General features: G+C 66.6%; 23 protein-coding genes and 1 pseudogene. 19 read left to right on the forward strand and 5 right to left on the reverse strand.

From position 1 onward, the window contains the following. The 6 genes and pseudogenes from DID96_RS24240 to ptsP form a co-directional block, all read left to right on the forward strand. Positions 1–291, forward strand: a pseudogene (locus DID96_RS24240) (ammonium transporter); the annotation flags it as partial. A 251-nt stretch (positions 292–542) separates the two neighbouring features. Then, positions 543–1,832: a glutamate--cysteine ligase gene (gshA, locus tag DID96_RS24245; protein ID WP_124601798.1), complete on the forward strand. Its 1,290-nt coding sequence runs from the start codon at positions 543–545 to the stop codon at positions 1,830–1,832. A 36-nt stretch (positions 1,833–1,868) separates the two neighbouring features. Then, entirely contained in the window at positions 1,869–2,825 is a 957-nt protein-coding gene (gene gshB / locus DID96_RS24250) for a glutathione synthase (protein WP_124601799.1), read from the forward strand. A 217-nt stretch (positions 2,826–3,042) separates the two neighbouring features. Next, positions 3,043–3,513, forward strand: a complete 471-nt coding sequence (locus tag DID96_RS24255; protein WP_124601800.1) for a PTS sugar transporter subunit IIA — start codon at positions 3,043–3,045, stop codon at positions 3,511–3,513. 71 nt (positions 3,514–3,584) lie between these two features. After that, positions 3,585–3,854, forward strand: a complete 270-nt coding sequence (locus DID96_RS24260) for an HPr family phosphocarrier protein (protein WP_124601875.1) — start codon at positions 3,585–3,587, stop codon at positions 3,852–3,854. A gap of 202 nt (positions 3,855–4,056) precedes the next feature. Then, entirely contained in the window at positions 4,057–5,829 is a 1,773-nt protein-coding gene (gene ptsP, locus DID96_RS24265) for a phosphoenolpyruvate--protein phosphotransferase (protein WP_124601801.1), read from the forward strand. Positions 5,830–5,900: 71 nt separating this feature from the next. Here the strand turns inward: ptsP and DID96_RS24270 are convergent, their stop codons facing one another. The 3 genes from DID96_RS24270 to gpmA form a co-directional block, all read right to left on the reverse strand. Next, the gene (locus tag DID96_RS24270; protein ID WP_124601802.1) at positions 5,901–6,653 is read right to left on the reverse strand and encodes a molybdopterin-synthase adenylyltransferase MoeB; all 753 of its coding nucleotides are present in this window, start codon (positions 6,651–6,653) and stop codon (positions 5,901–5,903) included. A gap of 188 nt (positions 6,654–6,841) precedes the next feature. Then, a complete protein-coding gene (locus DID96_RS24275) occupies positions 6,842–8,386 on the reverse strand; it encodes a S41 family peptidase (protein WP_124601803.1) in 1,545 nt (514 codons plus the stop codon). A gap of 178 nt (positions 8,387–8,564) precedes the next feature. Further along, positions 8,565–9,311, reverse strand: coding sequence for a 2,3-diphosphoglycerate-dependent phosphoglycerate mutase (gene gpmA / locus DID96_RS24280; protein ID WP_124601804.1), 747 nt, complete (start codon positions 9,309–9,311; stop codon positions 8,565–8,567). A gap of 118 nt (positions 9,312–9,429) precedes the next feature. Here gpmA and DID96_RS24285 point away from each other — a divergent pair, with 118 nt between their 5' ends. The 5 genes from DID96_RS24285 to DID96_RS24305 all read left to right on the forward strand — a co-directional run bounded on the left by DID96_RS24285 (position 9,430) and on the right by DID96_RS24305 (position 12,316). Then, positions 9,430–9,852: a rhodanese-like domain-containing protein gene (locus DID96_RS24285; protein WP_124601805.1), complete on the forward strand. Its 423-nt coding sequence runs from the start codon at positions 9,430–9,432 to the stop codon at positions 9,850–9,852. After that, positions 9,849–10,109, forward strand: a complete 261-nt coding sequence (gene grxC / locus DID96_RS24290; protein ID WP_124601806.1) for a glutaredoxin 3 — start codon at positions 9,849–9,851, stop codon at positions 10,107–10,109. The genes DID96_RS24285 and grxC overlap by 4 nt, the downstream gene beginning before the upstream one ends. A gap of 100 nt (positions 10,110–10,209) precedes the next feature. Then, positions 10,210–10,689 carry a protein-export chaperone SecB gene (secB, locus tag DID96_RS24295; RefSeq protein ID WP_059464440.1) on the forward strand — a complete coding sequence of 160 codons (480 nt, stop codon included), beginning with the start codon at positions 10,210–10,212 and terminating at the stop codon, positions 10,687–10,689. A 26-nt stretch (positions 10,690–10,715) separates the two neighbouring features. Further along, positions 10,716–11,714, forward strand: a complete 999-nt coding sequence (locus DID96_RS24300; RefSeq protein WP_124601807.1) for an NAD(P)H-dependent glycerol-3-phosphate dehydrogenase — start codon at positions 10,716–10,718, stop codon at positions 11,712–11,714. Between the two features lie 77 nt (positions 11,715–11,791). Further along, complete coding sequence (locus DID96_RS24305; protein ID WP_124601808.1) at positions 11,792–12,316, forward strand: O-acetyl-ADP-ribose deacetylase; 525 nt, start codon at positions 11,792–11,794, stop codon at positions 12,314–12,316. 1 nt (position 12,317) lies between these two features. Here the strand turns inward: DID96_RS24305 and trmL are convergent, their stop codons facing one another. Both trmL and DID96_RS24315 read right to left on the reverse strand, forming a co-directional pair. Beyond that, on the reverse strand, positions 12,318–12,788 hold the full coding sequence (gene trmL / locus DID96_RS24310) for a tRNA (uridine(34)/cytosine(34)/5-carboxymethylaminomethyluridine(34)-2'-O)-methyltransferase TrmL (protein WP_124601809.1): 471 nt from the start codon (positions 12,786–12,788) through the stop codon (positions 12,318–12,320). 110 nt (positions 12,789–12,898) lie between these two features. Further along, positions 12,899–13,660: a ComF family protein gene (locus tag DID96_RS24315; RefSeq protein WP_124601810.1), complete on the reverse strand. Its 762-nt coding sequence runs from the start codon at positions 13,658–13,660 to the stop codon at positions 12,899–12,901. 81 nt (positions 13,661–13,741) lie between these two features. Here DID96_RS24315 and DID96_RS24320 point away from each other — a divergent pair, with 81 nt between their 5' ends. From DID96_RS24320 to DID96_RS24350, 8 genes are all read left to right on the forward strand, one after another. Then, entirely contained in the window at positions 13,742–14,707 is a 966-nt protein-coding gene (locus DID96_RS24320; RefSeq protein WP_124601811.1) for a methyltransferase domain-containing protein, read from the forward strand. A gap of 195 nt (positions 14,708–14,902) precedes the next feature. Beyond that, entirely contained in the window at positions 14,903–15,427 is a 525-nt protein-coding gene (locus DID96_RS24325; RefSeq protein WP_124601812.1) for a DUF2244 domain-containing protein, read from the forward strand. A 49-nt stretch (positions 15,428–15,476) separates the two neighbouring features. Continuing rightward, positions 15,477–17,060, forward strand: a complete 1,584-nt coding sequence (gene coxB, locus DID96_RS24330) for a cytochrome c oxidase subunit II (protein ID WP_124601813.1) — start codon at positions 15,477–15,479, stop codon at positions 17,058–17,060. Between the two features lie 43 nt (positions 17,061–17,103). After that, positions 17,104–18,711, forward strand: a complete 1,608-nt coding sequence (ctaD, locus tag DID96_RS24335) for a cytochrome c oxidase subunit I (RefSeq protein WP_124601814.1) — start codon at positions 17,104–17,106, stop codon at positions 18,709–18,711. 75 nt (positions 18,712–18,786) lie between these two features. After that, positions 18,787–18,927 (forward strand): cytochrome oxidase small assembly protein, encoded by a 141-nt coding sequence (locus DID96_RS38420; RefSeq protein ID WP_042586883.1) that lies wholly within the window; start codon positions 18,787–18,789, stop codon positions 18,925–18,927. Between the two features lie 23 nt (positions 18,928–18,950). Then, positions 18,951–19,553, forward strand: coding sequence for a cytochrome c oxidase assembly protein (locus tag DID96_RS24340; RefSeq protein ID WP_124601815.1), 603 nt, complete (start codon positions 18,951–18,953; stop codon positions 19,551–19,553). 16 nt (positions 19,554–19,569) lie between these two features. After that, positions 19,570–19,770, forward strand: a complete 201-nt coding sequence (locus DID96_RS24345; RefSeq protein ID WP_124601816.1) for a DUF2970 domain-containing protein — start codon at positions 19,570–19,572, stop codon at positions 19,768–19,770. A 153-nt stretch (positions 19,771–19,923) separates the two neighbouring features. Beyond that, a complete protein-coding gene (locus DID96_RS24350) occupies positions 19,924–20,781 on the forward strand; it encodes a cytochrome c oxidase subunit 3 (RefSeq protein ID WP_124601817.1) in 858 nt (285 codons plus the stop codon). Positions 20,782–20,795: the final 14 nt, after the last annotated feature.

Raw genomic sequence — 20,795 nt, forward strand, 5'->3', positions numbered from 1 at the left:
TGGCTCAAGTCGAAGCTCGGCTATGACGATTCGCTCGACGCGTTCGGCGTGCACGGCGTGGGCGGTATCCTCGGCGCGCTGCTGACGGGCGTGTTCGCGGTGAAGGACATCGGCGGCGCCGACGGCAGCCTGCTGCTGCAGGCGAAGGGCGTGTTGATCACGCTGGTCTACAGCGGCGTGCTGAGCTTCGTCCTGCTGAAGCTGATCGACCTGACGATCGGCCTGCGCGTGACGGAAGAGGAAGAGCGCGAAGGCCTCGACGTGATCCTGCACGGCGAGCATGTCGAGTAAGTCTGAATGAAACATGGCGGGCGGCCGCGGCGACACTGCCTCCGCCCGCGCGACGAATGAGCGCAGCGACTTCGGCCCGCCTTCCCGGCGGGTTTTTTTTCTCCTGCACTAGGGCCTGGCAGCGCATGACCCTGCGCACTATCGGGTCAATAGCCAGAAACTTCCTCCAAATCCTTGTGAACCCGGGAACAATCCCCAAATGGGCAATGCAATTGCTCTACAATCTTCATTCTCCCGCTCGCGAGTGATTCATGGTTCCCCACCTCGTTACGGCGTTAAACGGCCCGCTGCTCGAGCTCGAGCAGAAGATCCTCGACGCCACGCCTGCGATCGAACGCTGGTTCAGGCTCGAATGGCAGGAACACACGCCGCCGTTCTACTGTTCGGTCGACCTGCGTAACGCCGGCTTCAAGCTCGCGCCCGTCGACGCCAACCTGTTTCCCGGCGCGTTCAACAATCTGCCGTCCGAAGTGCTGCCGCTCGCCGTGCAGGCGGCGATGGCCGCCATCGAGAAGATCTGCCCGGACGCGAAGAACCTGCTCGTGATTCCCGAGCTGCCGACCCGCAACGCGTTCTATCTGGAGAACGTCGCGCGCCTCGCGGCGATCATGCGCCTCGCCGGCCTCAACGTGCGCTTCGGCTCGCTCGATCCTGGCATCACCGACATCACGCCGATCACGCTCGCGGACGGCCAGAAGATCGTGCTCGAACCGCTCGAGCGCACGCAGCGCCGCCTCGGCCTGAAGAATTTCGATCCGTGCTCGATCCTGCTGAACAATGACCTGTCGGCCGGCATCCCGGCCGTGCTCGAGAACCTGCACGAGCAGTACCTGCTGCCGCCGCTGCACGCGGGCTGGGCCGTGCGCCGCAAGTCGACGCACTTCTCGTGCTACGACGACGTCGCGAAGAAGTTCGCGAAGATGGTCGGTGTCGATCCGTGGATGGTGAATCCGTATTTCGCGCATGTCGAAGGCATCGACTGGCAGGCGCATGAAGGCGACGAGGCGCTCGCCGACGCGATCGACGGCGTGCTGAAGAAGATCGCGCGCAAGTATCGCGAATACGGGATCAGCGAGAAGCCGTACGTCGTCGTGAAGGCCGATGCCGGCACCGCCGGGCGCGGCGTGATGACGGTGCACGACGCGGCCGAGATCGGCCGGCTGTCGAAGGCCGAGCGCGCGCAGATGGCCGAGTCGAAGGCCGGGCTCGCGGTGCGCGACGTGATCGTGCAGGAAGGCGTGTACACGTTCGAGCGGGTCGGCGACGAAGTGGCCGAGCCGGTCGTCTACATGATCGACCGCTACGTGGTCGGCGGCTTCTACCGCACGCACGCCGGCCGCGAGCGCGACCAGAACCTGAACGCGCCGGGCATGCACTACGTGCCGCTCGGCTTCGAGCACACCGCGCTGCCGGATGCCGGCGCGAAGCCGGGCGCCGCGCCGCCGAACCGGTTCTACATGTACGGCGTCGTCGCGCGGCTGTCGCTGATCGCGTCGTCGATCGAACTGGAAAAGACCGATCCGGAAGCCATTCAGGTGTAACGGCCACGCTGCCGGCACCGCAAAGACAGGACCCGCATGGACATTCTCTTTATCGCCGACCCGCTCGAGCGCTTCAAGATCTACAAGGATTCGACCTACGCGATGATGGCGGAGGCCGCGCGGCGCGGGCATGCGGTCTACGCGTGCGAGCCGCGCCACCTCGCGTGGACCGGTTCCGCCGTCGAGGCCGACGTGCGGCGCATCGTGTTCGTCGGCGAGCTGGACGACCTGCATCGCGAGCAGTGGTACGAGGCCGGCGTCGTCGAGTCGCGCCGCGTCGAGTCGTTCGGCGCGGTGCTGATGCGCAAGGATCCGCCGTTCGACATGGAATACGTGACGTCGACGTGGCTGCTCGAACTGGCCGAGCGCGCGGGCGCACGCGTGTTCAACAACGCGCAGTCGATCCGCGATCACTCGGAGAAGCTCGCGATCGGCGAATTCCCGCAGTTCGTCGCGCCGACGCTCGTCACGCGCGACGCGAAGCGGCTGCGCGCGTTCCATACGGAGCACGGCGACGTGATCCTGAAGCCGCTCGACGGAATGGGCGGGATGGGCGTGTTCCGCGTGAAGCCGGATGGCATGAACCTCGGTTCGATCATCGAGATGCTGAGCCACGACGGCGCGCGCACGGTGATGGCGCAGAAGTACATCCCGGAAATCAAGGCCGGCGACAAGCGGATCCTGCTGATCGGCGGCGAGCCGGTGCCGTATTCGCTCGCGCGGATTCCGCAGGGCAACGAGGTGCGCGGCAATCTCGCCGCGGGCGGCCTTGGCGTCGCGCAGCCGCTGACCGCGCGCGACCGCGAGATCGCCGAAACGCTCGGGCCCGTGCTGGCCGCACGCGGGCTGCTGCTGGTCGGGCTCGATGCGATCGGCGACTGGTTGACCGAGGTGAACGTCACGAGTCCGACCTGCTTCCGCGAGATCATGGAGCAGACGGGTTTCGACGTCGCCGCAATGTTCATCGACGCGCTGGAGCGCGCGGCCGCGTAAGCCGCGTCTGTTGCGCGCAACACCGGCGGCGGCCGCGCAGGTCCCCCGCTGCCGGAATGAGGTGACCGGCCTGCTACAATGCCCGCTCGCCAGGCACCGGCATTCAGGTGCCGCAGGCCCGGCGGCCGGGCCGAACTTGTTGCCAGGTTGAAAATGAAACGACCCCCTCAATCGCTTTGTACGTTGCCCGGCTCGGGGCGGACAGGCGGGTGCTGACATGGCAGGGATTCTGATCATCGCGCACGCCCCGCTCGCCACCGCGCTGCGGGACTGCATCGCGCACATCTACGGCGGCGTGCCCGCGCGCATCGGCTGCATCGACGTGCAGGCGGACAGCGACCCCACCCAGGTGATGGCGTTCGCGCATGCCGAGCTCGCGCGGCTCAAGGAAGAAAACGGCGCGATCGTGCTGACCGACATGTACGGCGCGACGCCCGCGAACATCGCCGGGCAGTTGGCGAAAATCGACAACGTCAGGGTGCTGGCCGGCGTCAACCTGCCGATGCTGGTGCGCGCGGTCTGCTACCGCACGGTCCCGCTCGACAAGCTCGTCGACAAGGCGCTGTCCGGTGGCGCGAAAGGCGTCCACGAGGTCGCGGCGGGCACGCCGCCGCCGCCGTCCGAGATCGGCTGCGGCGAATGCGCGCCGATTCCGCCGGAACCGCGGCCGCGCACCGAATCGCCCTGACCGGGTTTCGCTCCCCGTTTCAGACCCATCCGCCGACGGGTGCCGCCGGCAACCTCGACCGAACGAGAACCATGCTTCAACAAGAAACCACCATCGTCAACAAATTGGGGCTGCATGCACGTGCATCGGCCAAGCTCACGCAACTGGCCGGCAATTTCCAGTCCGAAGTCTGGATGACGCGCAACGGGCGCAAGATCAACGCGAAAAGCATCATGGGCGTGATGATGCTGGCGGCGGGCATCGGCAGCACGATCACGATCGAGACCGAAGGGGCGGACGAGAAGGAGGCGATGGACGCGCTGCTGAAGCTGATTGCCGACAAGTTCGGCGAAGGCCAGTGACCGACGGCACAAGATCGTTGCCATTTCCAGTGAGAATGCCGCGGATACCGCGGCATTTTTTTCGCCGGCACGATTGATGCATTGCACGTAATGCTGCGGTGCATGCAGTCAGCCGCCATGTACGGAATTTATAATCGGGATCCAGGGTCATAAGCGCATCGCAGCAGTGTGCCGCGGCTTTACATGTACAGAGGAGGTGCGCGTGTCGTTCACGCTGCAGGGCATTCCCGTATCACGTGGTATCGCGATCGGACGCGCGTATCTGATCGCGCCGGCGGCGCTCGATGTCGCCCATTACCTGATCGAGACGACCCAGATCGACGCCGAGGTCGAGCGCTTCCGCACGGCGCTCGCGGCCGTGCATCGCGAGCTCGATGCGCTGCGCGCCGACCTGACCGAGGACACCCCGAGCGAAGTGGGCGCGTTCATCGACGTGCACGCGATGATCCTGAGCGACGCGATGCTCGTGCAGGAAACCATCGACCTGATCCGCACGCGGCGCTACAACGTCGAATGGGCGCTGACCGAGCAGCTCGACCTGCTCACGCGGCATTTCGACGACATCGAGGATGAATACCTGCGAGAACGCAAGGCCGACATCGAGCAGGTGGTCGAGCGCGTGCTGAAGGCGCTCGCGGGCGCGCCGTCCGCCGCGCAGGCGCTCAACGGCGCCGCGAAGTCCGGCACCGACGAGATGATCGTGGTCGCGCACGACATCGCGCCGGCCGACATGATGCAGTTCAAGACCCAGTCGTTCCAGGCGTTCGTCACCGATCTCGGCGGGCGCACGTCGCATACGGCGATCGTCGCGCGCAGCCTCGGCATTCCGGCCGCGGTCGGCGTGCAGCATGCGAGCACGCTGATCCGCCAGGACGACCTGATCATCGTCGACGGCGACCAGGGCATCGTGATCGTCGATCCGGCGCCGATCGTTCTCGAGGAGTATTCGTACCGGCAGTCCGAAAAGGCGCTCGAGCAACGCAAGCTGCAGCGTCTCAAGTTTTCGCCGACGCAAACGTTATGCGGCACGAAGATCGACCTGTGCGCGAACATCGAGCTGCCCGACGACGCGAAGGCGGCGGTCGAGGCGGGCGCCGTCGGTGTCGGCCTGTTCCGCTCCGAATTCCTGTTCATGCATCAGAAGGTGATGCCGGAGGAAGAGGAGCAGTTCGCCGCGTACAAGCGCGCGGTCGAATGGATGAAGGGCATGCCGGTGACGATCCGCACGATCGACGTCGGCGCCGACAAGCCGCTCGAGGCGCTCGACGAAGGCTACGAGACTGCGCCGAACCCGGCGCTCGGCCTGCGCGCGATCCGCTGGAGCCTGTCCGAGCCGCAGATGTTCCTCACGCAGTTGCGCGCGATCCTGCGCGCGTCCGCGTTCGGGCAGGTGAAGATCCTGATCCCGATGCTCGCGCACGCGCAGGAGATCGACCAGACGCTCGACCTGATCCGCGAGGCGAAGCACCAGCTCGACGATGCGGGGCTTGCATACGATCCGAACGTGCGGATCGGCGCGATGATCGAAATTCCGGCCGCGGCGATCGCGCTGCCGCTGTTCCTGAAGCGCTTCGATTTCCTGTCGATCGGCACCAACGACCTGATCCAGTACACGCTCGCGATCGACCGCGCGGATAACGCGGTCGCGCATTTGTACGACCCGCTGCATCCGGCGGTGCTGCACCTGATCGCGTACACGCTGCGCGAGGCGAAGCGCGCGGGCGTGCCGGTGTCGGTATGCGGGGAGATGGCCGGCGATCCGGCGCTCACGCGCCTGCTGCTCGGCATGGGGCTCACCGAATTCTCGATGCATCCGAGCCAGCTGCTCGTCGTCAAGCAGGAGATCCTGCGCGCGCACCTGAAGGCGCTCGAAAAGCCGACCGCGGACGTACTCGCGGCGTTCGAGCCAGAGGAAGTGCAGTCGGCGCTGCAGCGCCTGGCGGTCGCCGAGCCGCGCGCGGACGCAGTCGTATAAGCGTGCCTGCCGGTGCGGGCCGCGGGCCGGTCAAGCACACGCGCGACGCGGCGTGTGCCGCGCGGCCGGCATCAGTGCCGGCCGCCGCACACCGGGCAGTCGGCCTGGCGTGCGATCTTCATCGTCGTCCATTCCATTCGCAGCGCATCGAGCATCATCAGCCGGCCGTTCAGCGTCGTGCCGATGCCGCCGATCACGCGCAGCGCCTCGGCCGCCTGCATCGAGCCGATGATCCCGACCGTCGGCGCGAATACGCCCATCGTCGCGCACGCGACTTCCTCGAACGGCTGGTCTTCGGGGAACACGCACGCATAGCAGGGCGCCGCCGGATCGCGGAAGTCGAATGTGCTGATCTGGCCATCGAAGCGCAGCGCCGCGCCCGATACGAGCGGCACGCGATGCGCGACGCAGGCGCGGTTGATCGCATGGCGGGTCGCAAAGTTGTCGGTGCAGTCGAGCACGACGCCCGCATGCGGCACGTGCGCGTCGAGCCACGCGTCGTCGACACGCTCGGCGACCGCGTGCACGGTCACGTCCGGGTTGAGCTGCGCGAGCGCGTCGCGCCCCGATTCCACCTTCTTGCGCCCGACCGACGCGCTCACGTGCAGGATCTGCCGCTGCAGGTTGGTCAGATCGACGGTGTCCGCGTCGACGAGCGTGATCGTGCCGACGCCGGACGCCGCGAGATACATCGCCGCGGGCGAGCCGAGGCCGCCTGCGCCGACGACGATCGCATGCGCGTCGAGAAAGCGCTGCTGCGCCTCGATGCCGATTTCGTCGACGAGGATGTGGCGGGAATAGCGGAGGAGTTGGTCGTCGTTCATGAGTTGGTTGCGGGCGGGGCGCGGTGCGGACTTGCGTATCGAATTTGCGTTTCGAATGTGCGTATCGAATGTGCGTATTCTAAGCGCGCATGAAAAACGGGCCATCGCGGTCTTCCCGCGATGGCCCGTCGATTACCGGCCGTCGATTACCGGCCGTCGTTTATCGGCCGTCGTTTATCGGCCGGCGCTTACTGCGGCGCCGACGCGGGCGCCGGTTTCGCGGCCGGCTTCGATGCTGCCGCGGGCTTCGACGCGCCGGTCGTCTTGGCGGCCGGGCCCTGCGTGCTTTCCGCGAGCAGCGACTTCGACTGCTGCACCGGCTTGCCTTCGAGCTTCGCGAGCGCTTGCTGCATCATGAAGTCGTCCGTGCTGCCGAACTCGACCGGCTTGCGGTCGCGATCCTTCTGGCGCTGCTCGGGCGTCTTCTTGTCGTTCTGCTCTTCCAGGATGCGCAGCTGATCCATCCGGCGCTGCTCGCGCTCTTCCTGTTCCTTCTTCTCGTTCGGATCCTGCGTGTTCGCGAGGTGGTTCGTATAGTCGACCTCGCGCGTCACGAGCACGTCGTCCGGATCGCCGTCCGCGTACTGGTCGACCGGCACGTCCGGCGTGATGCCCTTGTTCTGGATCGAACGGCCGCTCGGCGTGTAGTAGTACGCGGTCGTCAGGCGCAGTGCGGTGTCGGCCGTCATCGGGCGGACCGTCTGCACCGAACCCTTGCCGAACGTCGTCTTGCCGAGGATCAGCGCGCGCTTCGAATCCTGCAGCGCGCCCGCGACGATTTCGGACGCCGACGCCGAATAGGCATTCGTCAGCACGACGATCGGCACGGTCTTGAAGACCGGCGGCAGGCCCTTCAGCGGATCGCCGTCGAACGACGGCAGGCGGTAATTGTCGTACGTGTCGCGGTAGACCTGCTTCGAATCGGGGATCTGACCGTTGGTCGACACGACGACGGAATCCGGCGGCAGGAACGCGCCCGCGACGCCGACGGCGCTCTGCAGAAGGCCGCCGCCGTTGTTGCGCAAATCGACGATCAGGCCCTTCACGTTCGGCTGCTGGCGCGCGATGTCCTGCAGCTTCGCGGCGAGATCGGGCGTCGTGCGTTCCTGGAAGCTCGTGATGCGGATATACGCGTAGCCCGGATCGAGCAGCTTCATCTTCACGCTCTGCACGCGGATCACCGCGCGCGTGACCGTGATCGGGAACGTGCGGTCGTCGCTCTTGCGGAAGATCGTCAGCGTGACCTTCGTGCCCGGCTCACCGCGCATCTGCTTGACGGCCTTGTCGAGCGTCATGCCGCGCACCGGCTTGTCGTTGATGCGGGTGATCAGGTCGCCCGGCCGGATGCCCGCGCGGAACGCGGGGGTATCTTCGATCGGCGAGATCACCTTGACGAGGCCGTCTTCCTGAGAGATCTCGATGCCGAGACCCGCGAAGCGGCCCTTCGTCTGCTCCTGCAGTTCCTCGTAGTCGGTCTTGTCGAGGAACGACGAGTGCGGGTCGAGGCTCGACACCATGCCCTTGATCGCCGCCGTCAGCAGCTTCTTGTCGTCGACCGGCTCGACGTACTCGCGCTTGATCTGGCCGAATACCTCAGCGAACAGGCGGAGCTGGTCGAGCGGAAGCGGCGCCGTGACGGTCTGCTCGGCCGACGCGGAAATTTGCAGCGTGGCAAACACGCCCGTGGCAAGGCCCGCGGCAATCAGGCCGATGTTCTTCAATTTCATACGCATAGAGATCTGGTGCGGTCGGGAAGCGCGTGGCGGTAGCGGGGATGTAGCGGACAAGTATAACTGTTCGTCCGACTTGCAAGTGGAATGGGTCGAAAGCGGTTCGACAGCGCCCGCGCGAGGAGGTTCGCGCGGCCCCTCCCGCGCCGGCGCGGGGCCGGAGCGGGAGAGCGGGGCGGGATCAGCCCGCCTTGCCCTGCTTCGCGACGGCGGCCTGCGCCTTCGCGATCGCGTCCTGGTCGCCGAGGTAGTAGTGCTGGATCGGCTTCAGGTTTTCGTCGAGTTCATACACGAGCGGCACGCCGTTCGGGATGTTCAGCCCGACGATGTCGCTGTCGGAGATCCCGTCGAGGTACTTGATCAGCGCGCGCAGCGAATTGCCGTGCGCGGCGACCAGCACCTGCTTGCCGGCCTTGACCGCGGGCGCGATCGACTCGTTCCACAGCGGCAGCACGCGCGCGACCGTGTCCTTCAGGCATTCGGTGAGCGGCAGCTGCTCGCGCGGCACCTTCGCGTAGCGCGGGTCGCCGTACGGCGCGCGCTCGTCGGTCGCGTCGAGCGCGGGCGGCGGCGTGTCGTAGCTGCGGCGCCACACGAGCACCTGCTCGTCGCCGAACTTCGCGGCCGTTTCCGCCTTGTTCAGGCCGGACAGCGCGCCGTAGTGGCGCTCGTTCAGGCGCCACGAGTGCACGACGGGCAGATACATCAGATCCATCCGGTCCTGCACGTGCCACAGCGTGCGGATCGCGCGCTTGAGCACGGACGTGTACGCGATGTCGAACGTGTAGCCGGCTTCCTTGAGCAGTTCGCCGGCCTGGTAGGCCTCGTTGCAGCCTTGCTCGGTCAGGTCGACGTCGACCCAGCCGGTGAAGCGGTTTTCCTTGTTCCACGTCGATTCGCCGTGGCGGATGAGGACGAGCTTGTACATAGGTGCTTGCGGTCGGTAGTGAAGGAAGCGGTGCGCCGGGCGTCACGCCCGCGCAAGTCGGTTATTTTATAATGCTCGGATTGTCCTTTCCCGATTTCTCTTTTTCCGGCGGAATTCCGTGACGTTCTTTACCGATTACACGAACCTGGCCCTCATCGCGATCCTGCTGGTGTCCGGCGGCCTGCTGGCCTGGCCCGCGCTGCGCCGCGGCCGCGGCGGCCTGTCGGCCGCAGAGGCGACTCAGCTCATCAATCGCCGCAACGCGGTCGTGATCGACGTGCGGCCCGCGTCCGAGTTCGCCGCCGGCCACCTGCCGTCGGCGCGCCAGGTCGAGGCGGGCGAAATCGGCGCGAAGATCGCGCAGGTCGCGAAGAACAAGAGCACCCCGGTGCTGCTCGTGTGCCAGAACGGCCAGCAGTCGCAGAAGGCGGCGCGCGCGGTCGAGGAGGCGGGCTATGCCGAGGTGCACGTGCTCGAAGGCGGCGTCGCCGCGTGGCAGCAGGCCGGGATGCCGGTCGTCAAACAAGGAGTGGCGAAGTGAACAAAGTGGTCATGTACAGCACCCAGGTGTGCCCGTATTGCATCCAGGCCGAGCGGCTCCTGAAGCTGCGCGGCGTCGAGCAGATCGAGAAGGTGCTGATCGACAAGGATCCGTCGCGCCGCGACGAAATGATGACGCGCACGGGCCGCCGCACGGTGCCGCAGATCTACATCGGCGACACGCACGTCGGCGGCTACGACGATCTGTCGAAGCTCGACCGCGCAGGCGGTCTCCTGCCGCTTCTGCAAGCGGCCTGATTAGGGCAGAATGGCCGCCGGCTGCGCAGCCAGGCGCGCAGGATCAACCGGAGCGGCCGGCCCGGGCCGGCCGCTCCGTCACCACTTTTAGGGAATCAACATGTCCGACGTCGAAAACCAACCGTTCTTCAACATCCAGCGCGTCTACCTGAAGGATATGTCGCTCGAGCAGCCGAATTCGCCGGCGATCTTCCTCGAGCAGGACATGCCGTCGGTTGAAGTCGAAGTCGACGTCAAGGCCGAGCGTCTCGCGGAAAGCGTGTTCGAAGTCGTCGTGTCGGGCACCGTAACGGCGAAGGTGAAGGACAAGGTCGCGTTCCTGATCGAGGCGAAGCAGGCCGGAATTTTCGACATTCGCAACATTCCTGACGAACAGCTCGACCCGCTCGTCGGCATCGCTTGCCCGACGATCCTGTTCCCGTACCTGCGCTCGAACATCGCCGACGCGATCACGCGCGCGGGCTTCCCGCCGATCCACCTCGCCGAGATCAACTTCCAGGCGCTCTACGAGCAGCGTCTCGCGCAGCTCCAGCAGCAGGCGGGTGCAGCAGGCGCGCCGAACGGCTCGACGCTGAACTGAGGAACGAGCAAGGACCGGTGCTGGGTATGAAAGTAGCCGTTCTCGGCGCCGGTGCCTGGGGCACCGCGCTCGCGGGCCATCTGGCCGCGCGGCACGACACGCTTCTCTGGGCGCGCGACGCCGCGCTCATCGCCGGGCTGCAGGCCCGGCACGAAAATTCCCGTTATCTCGACGGCATCGCATTGCCCGACGCATTGCGCTACGACGCGGATCTCGCCGCGGCGCTCGCGCATGGCGCCGCGGACGACGCGCTGTGCGTGATCGGCGCGCCCGTGGCCGGGCTGCGCGCGCTGTGCCGCGCGATGCGCGACGCGGGCTGCGTGCCCGCGCACGTCGTCTGGGTCTGCAAGGGCTTCGAGGCCGACACGCATCTGCTGCCGCATCAGGTGATCGCCGCCGAACTGCCGGAACAGCGCAGCAACGGCGTGCTGTCGGGGCCGAGCTTCGCACGCGAAGTCGGCCAGGGGCTGCCGGTCGCGCTGACGGTCGCGAGCGCGTCGGCCGCGTGCCGCGAACGCACGCTCGCGGCGTTCCATCATGGCGCGATGCGGATCTATACGGGCGACGACGTGGTCGGCGTCGAGGTCGGCGGCGCGGTGAAGAACGTGCTGGCGATCGCGACCGGCATTGCCGACGGGCTCGGCCTCGGCCTGAACGCACGCGCCGCGCTGATCACGCGCGGGCTTGCGGAAATGTCGCGACTCGGCGTCGCGCTCGGCGGCCGCGCGGAAACCTTCACGGGCCTCACGGGCCTCGGCGACCTGATCCTCACCGCGACGGGCGACCTGTCGCGCAATCGCACGGTCGGCTTGCAGCTGGCGGCCGGCCGTTCATTGAACGATATTCTCGGCGCGCTCGGCCATGTCGCCGAAGGCGTGCGCTGCGCGCAGGCGGTGCTCGCGATCGCGCGCGCGCAGTCGCTCGAGATGCCGATCACCGAAGCCGTGTGCGGCGTGCTGTTCGACGGCGTCGCGCCGCGCGACGCGGTCAGCGGCCTGCTGCGCCGGGACGCGCGCGCGGAGTAGCGAGCGCGGGGTAGCGGTCGCGTGGCCGCGCAAAGCGCACTACGCTTGAATCATCTCCTTCGTTCGCGGAGGTCGTCATGCTGCAGATCGGTTCCACCACGCTCGACGCGCAGGTCGTCGACATCACGACGCTCGCGGTCGATGCGATCGTCAACGCGGCAAACGGCTCGCTGCTCGGCGGCGGCGGTGTCGATGGCGCGATCCATCGCGCGGCCGGCCCGGGCTTGCTCGCCGAATGCCGCACGCTCGGCGGCTGCGAGACCGGCGACGCGAAACTCACGCGCGGCCACGGGTTGCCGGCGAAATACGTGATTCACGCGGTCGGCCCCGTGTGGCATGGCGGCGGGCAGCGGGAAGCCGAGCTGCTCGCGTCGTGCTACCGGCGCGCGATCGAGCTGGCCGAAGAGGTCGCGTGCGCGTCGATCGCGTTCCCGGCAATCAGCTGCGGAATCTACCGTTATCCGGCGGAGCAGGCGGTCGACATCGCGATCGGGGCGGTCGTCGAGATGCTGCCGCAGGCGCCGAACCTCACGCAGGTGATCTTCGCGTGTTTTTCGCCGGACATGCTCGAGCTGTACCGGGCACGGCTCGCGCGCGTCTAGTCTAGGCGCCGCCTTCGAAGCCGGCCTGCCGCCACGCCTCGAACACGACCACAGCGACCGTGTTCGACAGGTTCAGGCTGCGGTTGCCGGGCCGCATCGGCAGGCGCACGCGCTGTTCGTTCGGGAAGCGCTCGAGCAGCGGCGCGGGCAGGCCGCGCGTTTCCGAGCCGAACACGAACCAGTCGCCCGGCAGGAACGCGTGGTCGTGGAAGCGGCCCGAGCCGCGCGTCGTGAACGCGAACATCCGCGCGGGATCGGGCGATTCGGCGGCGACGAACGCGTCCCAGTCCGGATGCACACGCATTTCCGCATATTCGTGATAGTCGAGGCCCGCGCGGCGCATCTTCGCGTCGTCGAGCGGAAAGCCGAGCGGTTCGATCAGGTGCAGCCGCGCACCGGTATTCGCGCACAGGCGGATCACGTTGCCGGTGTTCGGCGGAATTTCGGGGGCGACGAGGACGACGTTGTACATGGTTCGGTTCGGCGGCCGCGCTCGGCGGGCCGCTCTCGGTGGGCCAGCCTCGCGGCCGGCCGGGTTCTGACTGGCGCGGCCGCCGGCGGGCAGCACGCGTCTCCATCCAATTAATCCCTGGCGGTGCGCAGCGCGACCAGATTCGTCACGCGTGCGGCGCCCGCCGCCTTGAGCACGTGTGCGGCGGCGGCCAGCGTCGCGCCCGACGTCATCACGTCGTCGACGAGCGCGACATGGCGGCCCGCGACGTCGCCTGCGACCGTGAACGCCGCTGCGACGTTGTCGCGCCGCGCGCGCCGGTCGAGCCGCGATTGCGGCGCGGTTTCCGCGACGCGTGCGAGCAGCGCCGCGTCCGCGCGCACACCGAGCCGGCGCGCGAGCGGCCGCGCGATCGCCCACGCCTGGTTGTAGCCGCGCGCGGCGAGCCGCCCGCGCGCGAGCGGTACCGGCGCGATCACGTCGAAGCGGCCGCTGGCGACGGGTGTGTCTGCGATCAGCCGCTCGAGCCGGCCCGCGAACTCGGCGCCAAGCGCGAGCCGCGCATGAAACTTCAGCCCGCGCGCGAGCTCGTCGAGCGGCGCCCGGTAATCGGCGAGCGCGAGTGTCGCATCGTACGGCGGCGGCGTGGCGCGGCACGCGTCGCACCGGTAGCCGGCCGCGCGTCGCGCGTGCCCCGGTGCGAGCGGCGCCGCGCAGACGGCGCAGCGCAGGCGCGTTTCATCCCAGTACGCGGCATCGCATCCGCCGCAGATCGCCGTGTGTGACAAATTGCCGCACAGTGCGCAGCGGTTCGGCAACGCAATCGCCGCCACTCGCGCCAAAGCCTGCGACATAACGACGCGGAACGACTGCGAAAACGGGCGGCGATTCATCGGCTAGGCGCCTCAATATGGCCTCAATGAAGCTTCCGGGGCGAGCGAGTATACTTCGGGCTCTTCGCCAGTGTGCCAGACATGTCCCCAGCTTCGACCTCATCCAGCCGTCCGGCCTATGACGCCCGGCGTCTGCGGCAGATCTTCGACCGCCGCGCGGCCGCGTTCGACGCAGTCGCGTTCCTGCCGCGCGAGATCGCGCAGCGGATGTGCGAGCGTCTCGAGTACATCAAGGTGAGCCCCGCGGCGGTGCTCGACGCCGGTTGCGGCGCGGGTGACGACCTGCCGGCGCTGCGCGCGCGCTTTCCGGAGGCGCCCGTGTTCGGCGTCGACCTGTCCGGCGCGATGCTCGCGCGGGCAGGGCAGCGCGAAACCGAGCAGACGAGCTGGCGCCGCTGGCTGCCCGCGTCGCTCGGCAAGGCGCTCGGCCAGCGCGGCCCCCGTGTCGCGCAGGCGGATTTCTCGGCGCTGCCGTTCGCGGCGGGCGCGTTCGACCTGCTCTGGTCGAACCTCGCGCTGCACTGGCATTCGCATCCCGACGCGGTGCTGCCCGAGTGGCAGCGGGTGCTGCGCGTCAACGGCCTGCTGATGTTCAGCACGCTCGGCCCCGATACGCTGCGCGAGCTGCGCGCGGCCTGCGCGGACGCCGAGGCCGCGCTCGGCCTCGCGCCGGCCGCGCCGCGCGTGATCGATTTCGTCGACATGCACGACCTCGGCGACATGCTCGTCGAGAGCGGCTTCGAGATTCCCGTGATGGACCAGGAAGTGCTGACCGTCACCTATAAATCCCCCGATTCATTGCTGGCCGACGTGCGCCGCTGGGGCGCGTATCCGTTCGAGCGCGCGGCGCCGCAGCGCGCGACGCGGCGCTTCCGTCAGGCGCTGGGCGATGCGCTCGACGCGCGCCGGCGCGCGGACGGCACGATCCCGCTGACCTTCGAGGTGATCTACGGGCACGCGTGGAAGGCCGTGCCGCGCACGACCGCGGAGGGGCACGGGATCGTGCGCATCGAGGACATCGGAAAGGGGCGCCCGAAGAATCGGTAAAGCGGTAAAGAGGGGTTTTGTTATGTCTGAAATTAGCGATGCAAAGCGGGGTCAAAATAACCGCTGAAATGGCCGGAAAGCTTGTCGTGCTTGGCTTGGCGGGCGATAGGCGCTTGCTTGTGGATGCCATTGAACCCGCCTATAATGCGTCAGCTTGTCGCCCCGGGGTCCCCGCAATACGGGGTGGCGAGTCCGATGCAGGCATGCATCGCATGCCATTCGCGTGAGGCGGCGATGGAGGCAGCGAGGGATTCGACGGAGGCAGCGGACGTTGAACCGGTCCTCGAGGACTGGCTCATGAAGCGCAACTGTTCGGTGTCGCCGCGCCAGTTCGTGCTGTTTTACGCGTCGCTCGCGAGTGTTTCGCTTGCGATCGCGGCATTGCTGATGTGGCAGGGGGCATGGCTCGTCATGCCTTTCACCGGAATCGAGCTGCTGGCGGTGGGTGTCGCGTTTGCGATCCATGCGCGCCATGCAGTCGACTACGAACGCATCAGGCTGTTTCCGCACCGGCTCGTGATCGAGCGGATGGATGCGGAACGGCTCACGCAGATCGAATTCAACCCGCGCTGGGTGCGGGTCGAGCCGGGCGCGACGCCACGCGATCCGATTCGGCTGGTGTCGCGCGGGCAGACCGTCGTGATTGGGCAGCATCTCGCGCAGTACCGGCGCGCGCAGTTCGCCGACGAGTTGCGCATGTCGCTCCGGCGCTGTGGATGACCGGGGCGGCGGGTGCGACGCAGGTGGCTTGCGACGGGGGAGGGTTTGAATGGAAATTTTGGGTAAGGAAGCTATGAAAACAATCAAGCGAGCCCTCACGGGCGTGCTGGCATGCGGCGGACTGCTCTTTGCCGGCGCGGCTCTGGCGGTCGGTGACAGCCCGGGCGGCCCCCGCGTCAACGAGATCAATTTTCAGCCGCCTGTCACGAAGATCGCCGAGGAGCTCTACGATCTCCACACGATGATGCTGATCCTGTGTACGGTGATCTTCGTCGGCGTGTTCGGCGTGATGTTCTATTCGATCTTCGCGCACCGCAAATCCAAAGGCCACAAGGCCGCCAATTTCCATGAAAGCACGACCGTCGAAATCATCTGGACGATCGTGCCGTTCGTCATCGTCGTGCTGATGGCGCTGCCGGCGACGAAGGCCGTCGTCGCGATGAAGGACACGACGAACGCCGATCTCACGGTCAAGGTCACCGGCTACCAGTGGAAGTGGGGCTACGACTACGTGAAGGGCCCAGGCGAAGGCATCAGCTTCCTGTCGACGCTGTCGACCCCGCGTGACGCAGTGATGGGCAAGCAGGCGATCACCGACACCTACCTGCAGGAAGTCGACAACCCGCTCGTCGTGCCGGTCAACAAGAAGATCCGCATCATCACGACCGCGAACGACGTCGTCCACTCGTGGTACGTGCCCGCGTTCGGCGTGAAGCAGGATGCGATCCCCGGCTTCGTGCGCGACACGTGGTTCAAGGCCGACAAGGTCGGCACCTTCCGCGGTTTCTGTACCGAGCTGTGCGGCAAGGAGCACGCGTACATGCCGGTCGTCGTCGAGGTGCTCTCGGATGACGACTACGCGAAGTGGGTCACCGCGCAGAAGGCCAAGCTGGCCGGTGCCGCAGTCGATCCGAACAAGGTTTACACGATGGCCGAACTGATGGCGCACGGCGAGGACGTCTACAAGGCGAACTGCGCAGCTTGTCACCAGGTGAACGGCAAGGGCCTCGGCGCGTTCCCGGCGATGGACGGCAGCCCGATCGCGAACGGCCCGATCTCGGCGCACGTCGAGCGCGTGCTGAAGGGCAAGGGCGCGATGCCGTCGTGGGCGTCGCTGTCGGACCTCGACATTGCCGCGGTCGTCACCTACGAGCGCAACTCGTGGGGCAACCACAAGAACGACGTGCTGCAACCGAAGCAGGTGGCGGACGCGCGTAACGGCAAGCTGCCTGAAGACACCGCGGACGCCGCAGGCGCAGCGCCGGCGGCAGCAGCTTCGGCGCCGGAGCAGGCAGCGTCGGGCGCAGCCGCGCCGGCGGCCGCGCTGTCGACGATCTATTTCGAAACGGGCAAGAGCACGCTGCCGGCCGACGCACAGTCGGCGATCGCGGCGGCGGCCGACTATGCGAAGGCACATCCGGACGCGAAGCTCGCGCTGTCGGGCTTCACCGACAAGACGGGCTCGGCCGACGCCAACGCCGAACTCGCCAAGCACCGCGCGCAAGCCGTGCGCGACGCGCTGAAGGCGGCAGGCGTGGCGGAAGACCACATCATTATGAAGAAGCCGGAAACGATCACGGGCGGGGCGGACGCGAAGGAAGCCCGGCGTGTCGAGATCGGCCCGGCGGCCTGACGTGTCGCTGTGTTTGTCGACGTATTCGCATTAGGAGATTCTCATGTCTAGCATCGGGCACGACGTAGCCGCGGGCCACGCGCACGACGACCACGCGCACGAAACACCGCATGGCTGGCGGCGCTGGCTGTTCGCCACCAACCACAAGGACATCGGTACGCTGTACCTGCTGTTCTCGTTCATCATGTTCCTGTCGGGCGGCGTGATGGCGCTCGGCATCCGTGCCGAGCTGTTCACGCCGGGCCTGCAGATCATGCGTCCGGAGTTCTTCAACGAACTCACGACGATGCACGGCCTGATCATGGTGTTCGGCGCGATCATGCCGGCATTCGTCGGCTTCGCGAACTGGATGATTCCGCTGCAGATCGGCGCGTCCGACATGGCGTTCGCGCGGATGAACAACTTCAGCTTCTGGCTGCTGCCGGTCGCGGCCGTGCTGCTGGTCGGCTCGTTCTTCGCGCCGGGCGGCGCGACGGCTGCCGGCTGGACGCTGTATGCGCCGCTGTCGACGCAGATGGGCCCGGGCATGGACTTCGCGATCTTCGCGGTCCACCTGATGGGCGCCTCGTCGATCATGGGCGGCATCAACATCGTCGTGACGATCCTGAACATGCGCGCACCGGGCATGACGCTGATGAAGATGCCGATGTTCGCGTGGACGTGGCTGATCACCGCGTACCTGCTGATCGCGGTGATGCCGGTTCTGGCAGGCGCGATCACGATGGTGCTGTTCGACCGCCACTTCGGCACGTCGTTCTTCAACGCGGCAGGCGGCGGCGACCCGGTGATGTACCAGCACATCTTCTGGTTCTTCGGCCACCCCGAGGTGTACATCATGATTCTGCCGGCGTTCGGGATCGTGTCGCAGGTGATCCCGGCGTTCGCACGCAAGACGCTGTTCGGCTATAGCTCGATGGTGTACGCGACGGCATCGATCGCGATCCTGTCGTTCATGGTCTGGGCGCACCACATGTTCGCAACGGGCATGCCGGTCACCGGCCAGCTGTTCTTCATGTACGCGACGATGCTGATCGCGGTGCCGACGGGCGTGAAGGTGTTCAACTGGCTCGCGACGATGTGGCGCGGTTCGATGACGTTCGAAACCCCGATGCTGTTCGCGATCGGCTTCCTGTTCGTGTTCACGTTCGGCGGCCTGACGGGCCTGATGCTGGCAATGGCGCCGCTCGACATCCAGTACCACGGCACCTACTTCGTGGTCGCGCACTTCCACTACGTGCTGGTGGCCGGTTCCCTGTTCGCGCTGTTCGCGGGCTGGTACTACTGGTCACCGAAGTGGACGGGCTGGATGTACAACGAGACGCGCGGCAAGATCCACTTCTGGGCGTCGATGATCTTCTTCAACCTGACGTTCTTCCCGATGCACTTCGTCGGTCTCGCGGGCATGCCGCGCCGCTATGCGGACTACCCGGCGCAGTTCACGGACTTCAACCAGGTCGCGACGATCGGCGCGTTCGGTTTCGGTCTCGCGCAGGTGTACTTCCTGTTCGCGGTCGTGCTGCCGGCGTACCGTGGCGGTGGCGAGCTGGAGAAGGCCGCCGACAAGCCGTGGGATGGCGCGATCGGTCTCGAGTGGACGGTGCCGAGCCCGGCTCCGTTCCACACGTTCGAGCAACCGCCGCACGTCGACTAATACGTTTCGAAGGATGTTCCGCCGACGCCTGCCGCTGCAGGCAGGCGTGGCGGAACGTTCCACCGCAGGTTTCAGATGAACCGGAATCCACAACAAAGACGCACGCCCGAGCAGATCCGCGCGGGCAACAAGCGGCTCGGCCTGATTCTGCTTGCGATCGCCGCCGTTTTTTTTGTGGGTGTCGTGATCAAGCAATGGTGGCTGTCCACTCACTGACGCAGTAGCGAGGACGTTGTCGTATGTCGAAGCCGGAAGCGGAGAACGCGGATCGCGCGTTCAACCGGTCGATGCTGATGAAGCTGTTTGTCGTGGCGGGACTGATGTTCGGCTTCGGCTTCGCGCTCGTGCCGATGTATCGGGCGATCTGCCAGATCACCGGCATCAACAACCTCGTGCAGCGCGACGTCAGCGAGCGCGAGGCGAAGAACACGCAGGTCGACACGAGTCGCACGGTGTCGGTCGAGTTCGATACGAACGCGCGCGGCCCGCTGGGTTTCAAGCCGGAACACAACAGCCTCGACGTGCATCCGGGCGAGCTGACGACGATCGTGTACGACGTGACGAACGGCCAGGGCCGTCCGGTCGTCGCGCAGGCGATCCCGAGCTATGCGCCGAAGCAGGCGACGGAGTTTTTCAAGAAGATCGAGTGCTTTTGCTTCACGCAGCAGACGCTGGCCGCGCACGAGTCGCGCAAGATGCCGGTGGTGTTCGTGATCGATCCGAAGCTGCCGAAGGACGTGAAGACGATCACGCTGTCGTACACGTTCTTCGAACTGAATACGCCGGCGCAGGCGGCAGCCGGCGCGGCGAAGCAGCCGGGCTCGACGAAGCCGGGTGCATGACGATGGAGGCAGGGCGATGACGGACGGCAAGCGGGGCGGATCGTTCGGCCAGGCGGTCAAGGCGGTGTTGTGGTCGTTCTTCGGCGTGCGCAAGCGGCGCGACCTGGAAGCGGATGCGACGCAGCTGAATCCGCTGCACGTACTGATCGTTGCGCTGATCGCGGCCGGTGTGTTCATCGGCGTGCTGATCCTGATCGTGCGCGCGGTCGTGGGCTGAGGGCTGAGGGCCGAGACCCGCGGCAACGAAAGAATGCAACGCGGAACGCCCCGGGCGTTTCACGAAGGAAAGAGCGGCGGCCGTCGCGCCGCGCGAGAAATAAAGCCGGAGCGGTTTCCGGTACACAAATTGGACTGAAGTGGAGAATCAAGCATGAGCGGTCAAAACCAGACCCCGTACTATTTCGTGCCGCATCCGTCGCAGCATCCGATCAGCGCGGCCTGCGGCCTGCTGGTCATGCTCGGATCGGTGGCGCTGTGGATCAACGGTCACGACTGGGCGCCGTACACGGCGTTGCTCGGCCTGCTGTGGCTCCTCTTCACGCTGTACCACTGGTTCGGCGACTCGATTGCCGAATCGGAAGGCGGCTTGTACGGCAAGAACGTCGACCGGTCGTACCGCTGGAGCATGAGCTGGTTCATCTTCTCCGAAGTGATGTTCTTCGGCGCGTTCTTCGGTGCGCTGTTCTATGCGCGTGAAATCGCGCTGCACCAGCTCGGCAGCCTCGACTACAAGCTGATCTGGCCGGACTTCTCCGCCGTGTGGCCGAACGAAGGCCCGGCTGCGCTCGCTGGCCACTTCAAGACGATGGGCCCGTGGCCGATCCCGACGCTGAACACCGCGCTGCTGCTGTCGTCGGGCGCGACGCTGACGATTTCGCACCATGCGCTGCGCGACGATCACCGCCGCAAGGCGATCGCGTGGCTCGCCGCGACGCTCGTGCTCGGCATCTGCTTCCTGTTCACGCAGGGCTTCGAATACTTCCACGCGTACAACGAACTGAACCTGACGCTCGGCTCGGGCATCTACGGCTCGACGTTCTTCCTGCTGACGGGCTTCCACGGTTTCCACGTGTTCCTCGGCGGCACGATGCTCGCCGTGGTGCTGGTGCGGATGATCCGTGGCCACTTCAAGCCGGAGCATCACTTCGCATTCGAAGGCGCCGCGTGGTACTGGCACTTCGTCGACGTCGTCTGGCTCGGCCTGTACGTCGTCGTCTACTGGCTGTAAATGCAACACGGCCC

The organism is Burkholderia sp. Bp8963 (genome assembly GCF_003854275.1).
Lineage (GTDB): Bacteria > Pseudomonadota > Gammaproteobacteria > Burkholderiales > Burkholderiaceae > Burkholderia.

Bases quoted from the DNA above. Each gene is read 5' to 3' on its own strand.
- DID96_RS24350 (WP_124601817.1), top strand. From the start codon at position 19,924: ATGAGCGGTCAAAACCAGACCCCGTACTATTTCGTGCCGCATCCGTCG.
- DID96_RS24300 (WP_124601807.1), top strand. From the start codon at position 10,716: ATGAAAGTAGCCGTTCTCGGCGCCGGTGCCTGGGGCACCGCGCTCGCG.
- DID96_RS24305 (WP_124601808.1), top strand. From the start codon at position 11,792: ATGCTGCAGATCGGTTCCACCACGCTCGACGCGCAGGTCGTCGACATC.
- coxB (WP_124601813.1), top strand. From the start codon at position 15,477: ATGGAAATTTTGGGTAAGGAAGCTATGAAAACAATCAAGCGAGCCCTC.
- DID96_RS24270 (WP_124601802.1), bottom strand. From the start codon at position 6,653: ATGAACGACGACCAACTCCTCCGCTATTCCCGCCACATCCTCGTCGAC.
- DID96_RS38420 (WP_042586883.1), top strand. From the start codon at position 18,787: ATGAACCGGAATCCACAACAAAGACGCACGCCCGAGCAGATCCGCGCG.
- DID96_RS24320 (WP_124601811.1), top strand. From the start codon at position 13,742: ATGTCCCCAGCTTCGACCTCATCCAGCCGTCCGGCCTATGACGCCCGG.
- DID96_RS24345 (WP_124601816.1), top strand. From the start codon at position 19,570: ATGACGGACGGCAAGCGGGGCGGATCGTTCGGCCAGGCGGTCAAGGCG.
- secB (WP_059464440.1), top strand. From the start codon at position 10,210: ATGTCCGACGTCGAAAACCAACCGTTCTTCAACATCCAGCGCGTCTAC.
- trmL (WP_124601809.1), bottom strand. From the start codon at position 12,788: ATGTACAACGTCGTCCTCGTCGCCCCCGAAATTCCGCCGAACACCGGC.
- gshB (WP_124601799.1), top strand. From the start codon at position 1,869: ATGGACATTCTCTTTATCGCCGACCCGCTCGAGCGCTTCAAGATCTAC.
- ctaD (WP_124601814.1), top strand. From the start codon at position 17,104: ATGTCTAGCATCGGGCACGACGTAGCCGCGGGCCACGCGCACGACGAC.
- gshA (WP_124601798.1), top strand. From the start codon at position 543: ATGGTTCCCCACCTCGTTACGGCGTTAAACGGCCCGCTGCTCGAGCTC.
- gpmA (WP_124601804.1), bottom strand. From the start codon at position 9,311: ATGTACAAGCTCGTCCTCATCCGCCACGGCGAATCGACGTGGAACAAG.
- DID96_RS24275 (WP_124601803.1), bottom strand. From the start codon at position 8,386: ATGCGTATGAAATTGAAGAACATCGGCCTGATTGCCGCGGGCCTTGCC.
- DID96_RS24325 (WP_124601812.1), top strand. From the start codon at position 14,903: ATGCAGGCATGCATCGCATGCCATTCGCGTGAGGCGGCGATGGAGGCA.
- DID96_RS24255 (WP_124601800.1), top strand. From the start codon at position 3,043: ATGGCAGGGATTCTGATCATCGCGCACGCCCCGCTCGCCACCGCGCTG.
- DID96_RS24340 (WP_124601815.1), top strand. From the start codon at position 18,951: ATGTCGAAGCCGGAAGCGGAGAACGCGGATCGCGCGTTCAACCGGTCG.
- DID96_RS24260 (WP_124601875.1), top strand. From the start codon at position 3,585: ATGCTTCAACAAGAAACCACCATCGTCAACAAATTGGGGCTGCATGCA.
- DID96_RS24315 (WP_124601810.1), bottom strand. From the start codon at position 13,660: ATGAATCGCCGCCCGTTTTCGCAGTCGTTCCGCGTCGTTATGTCGCAG.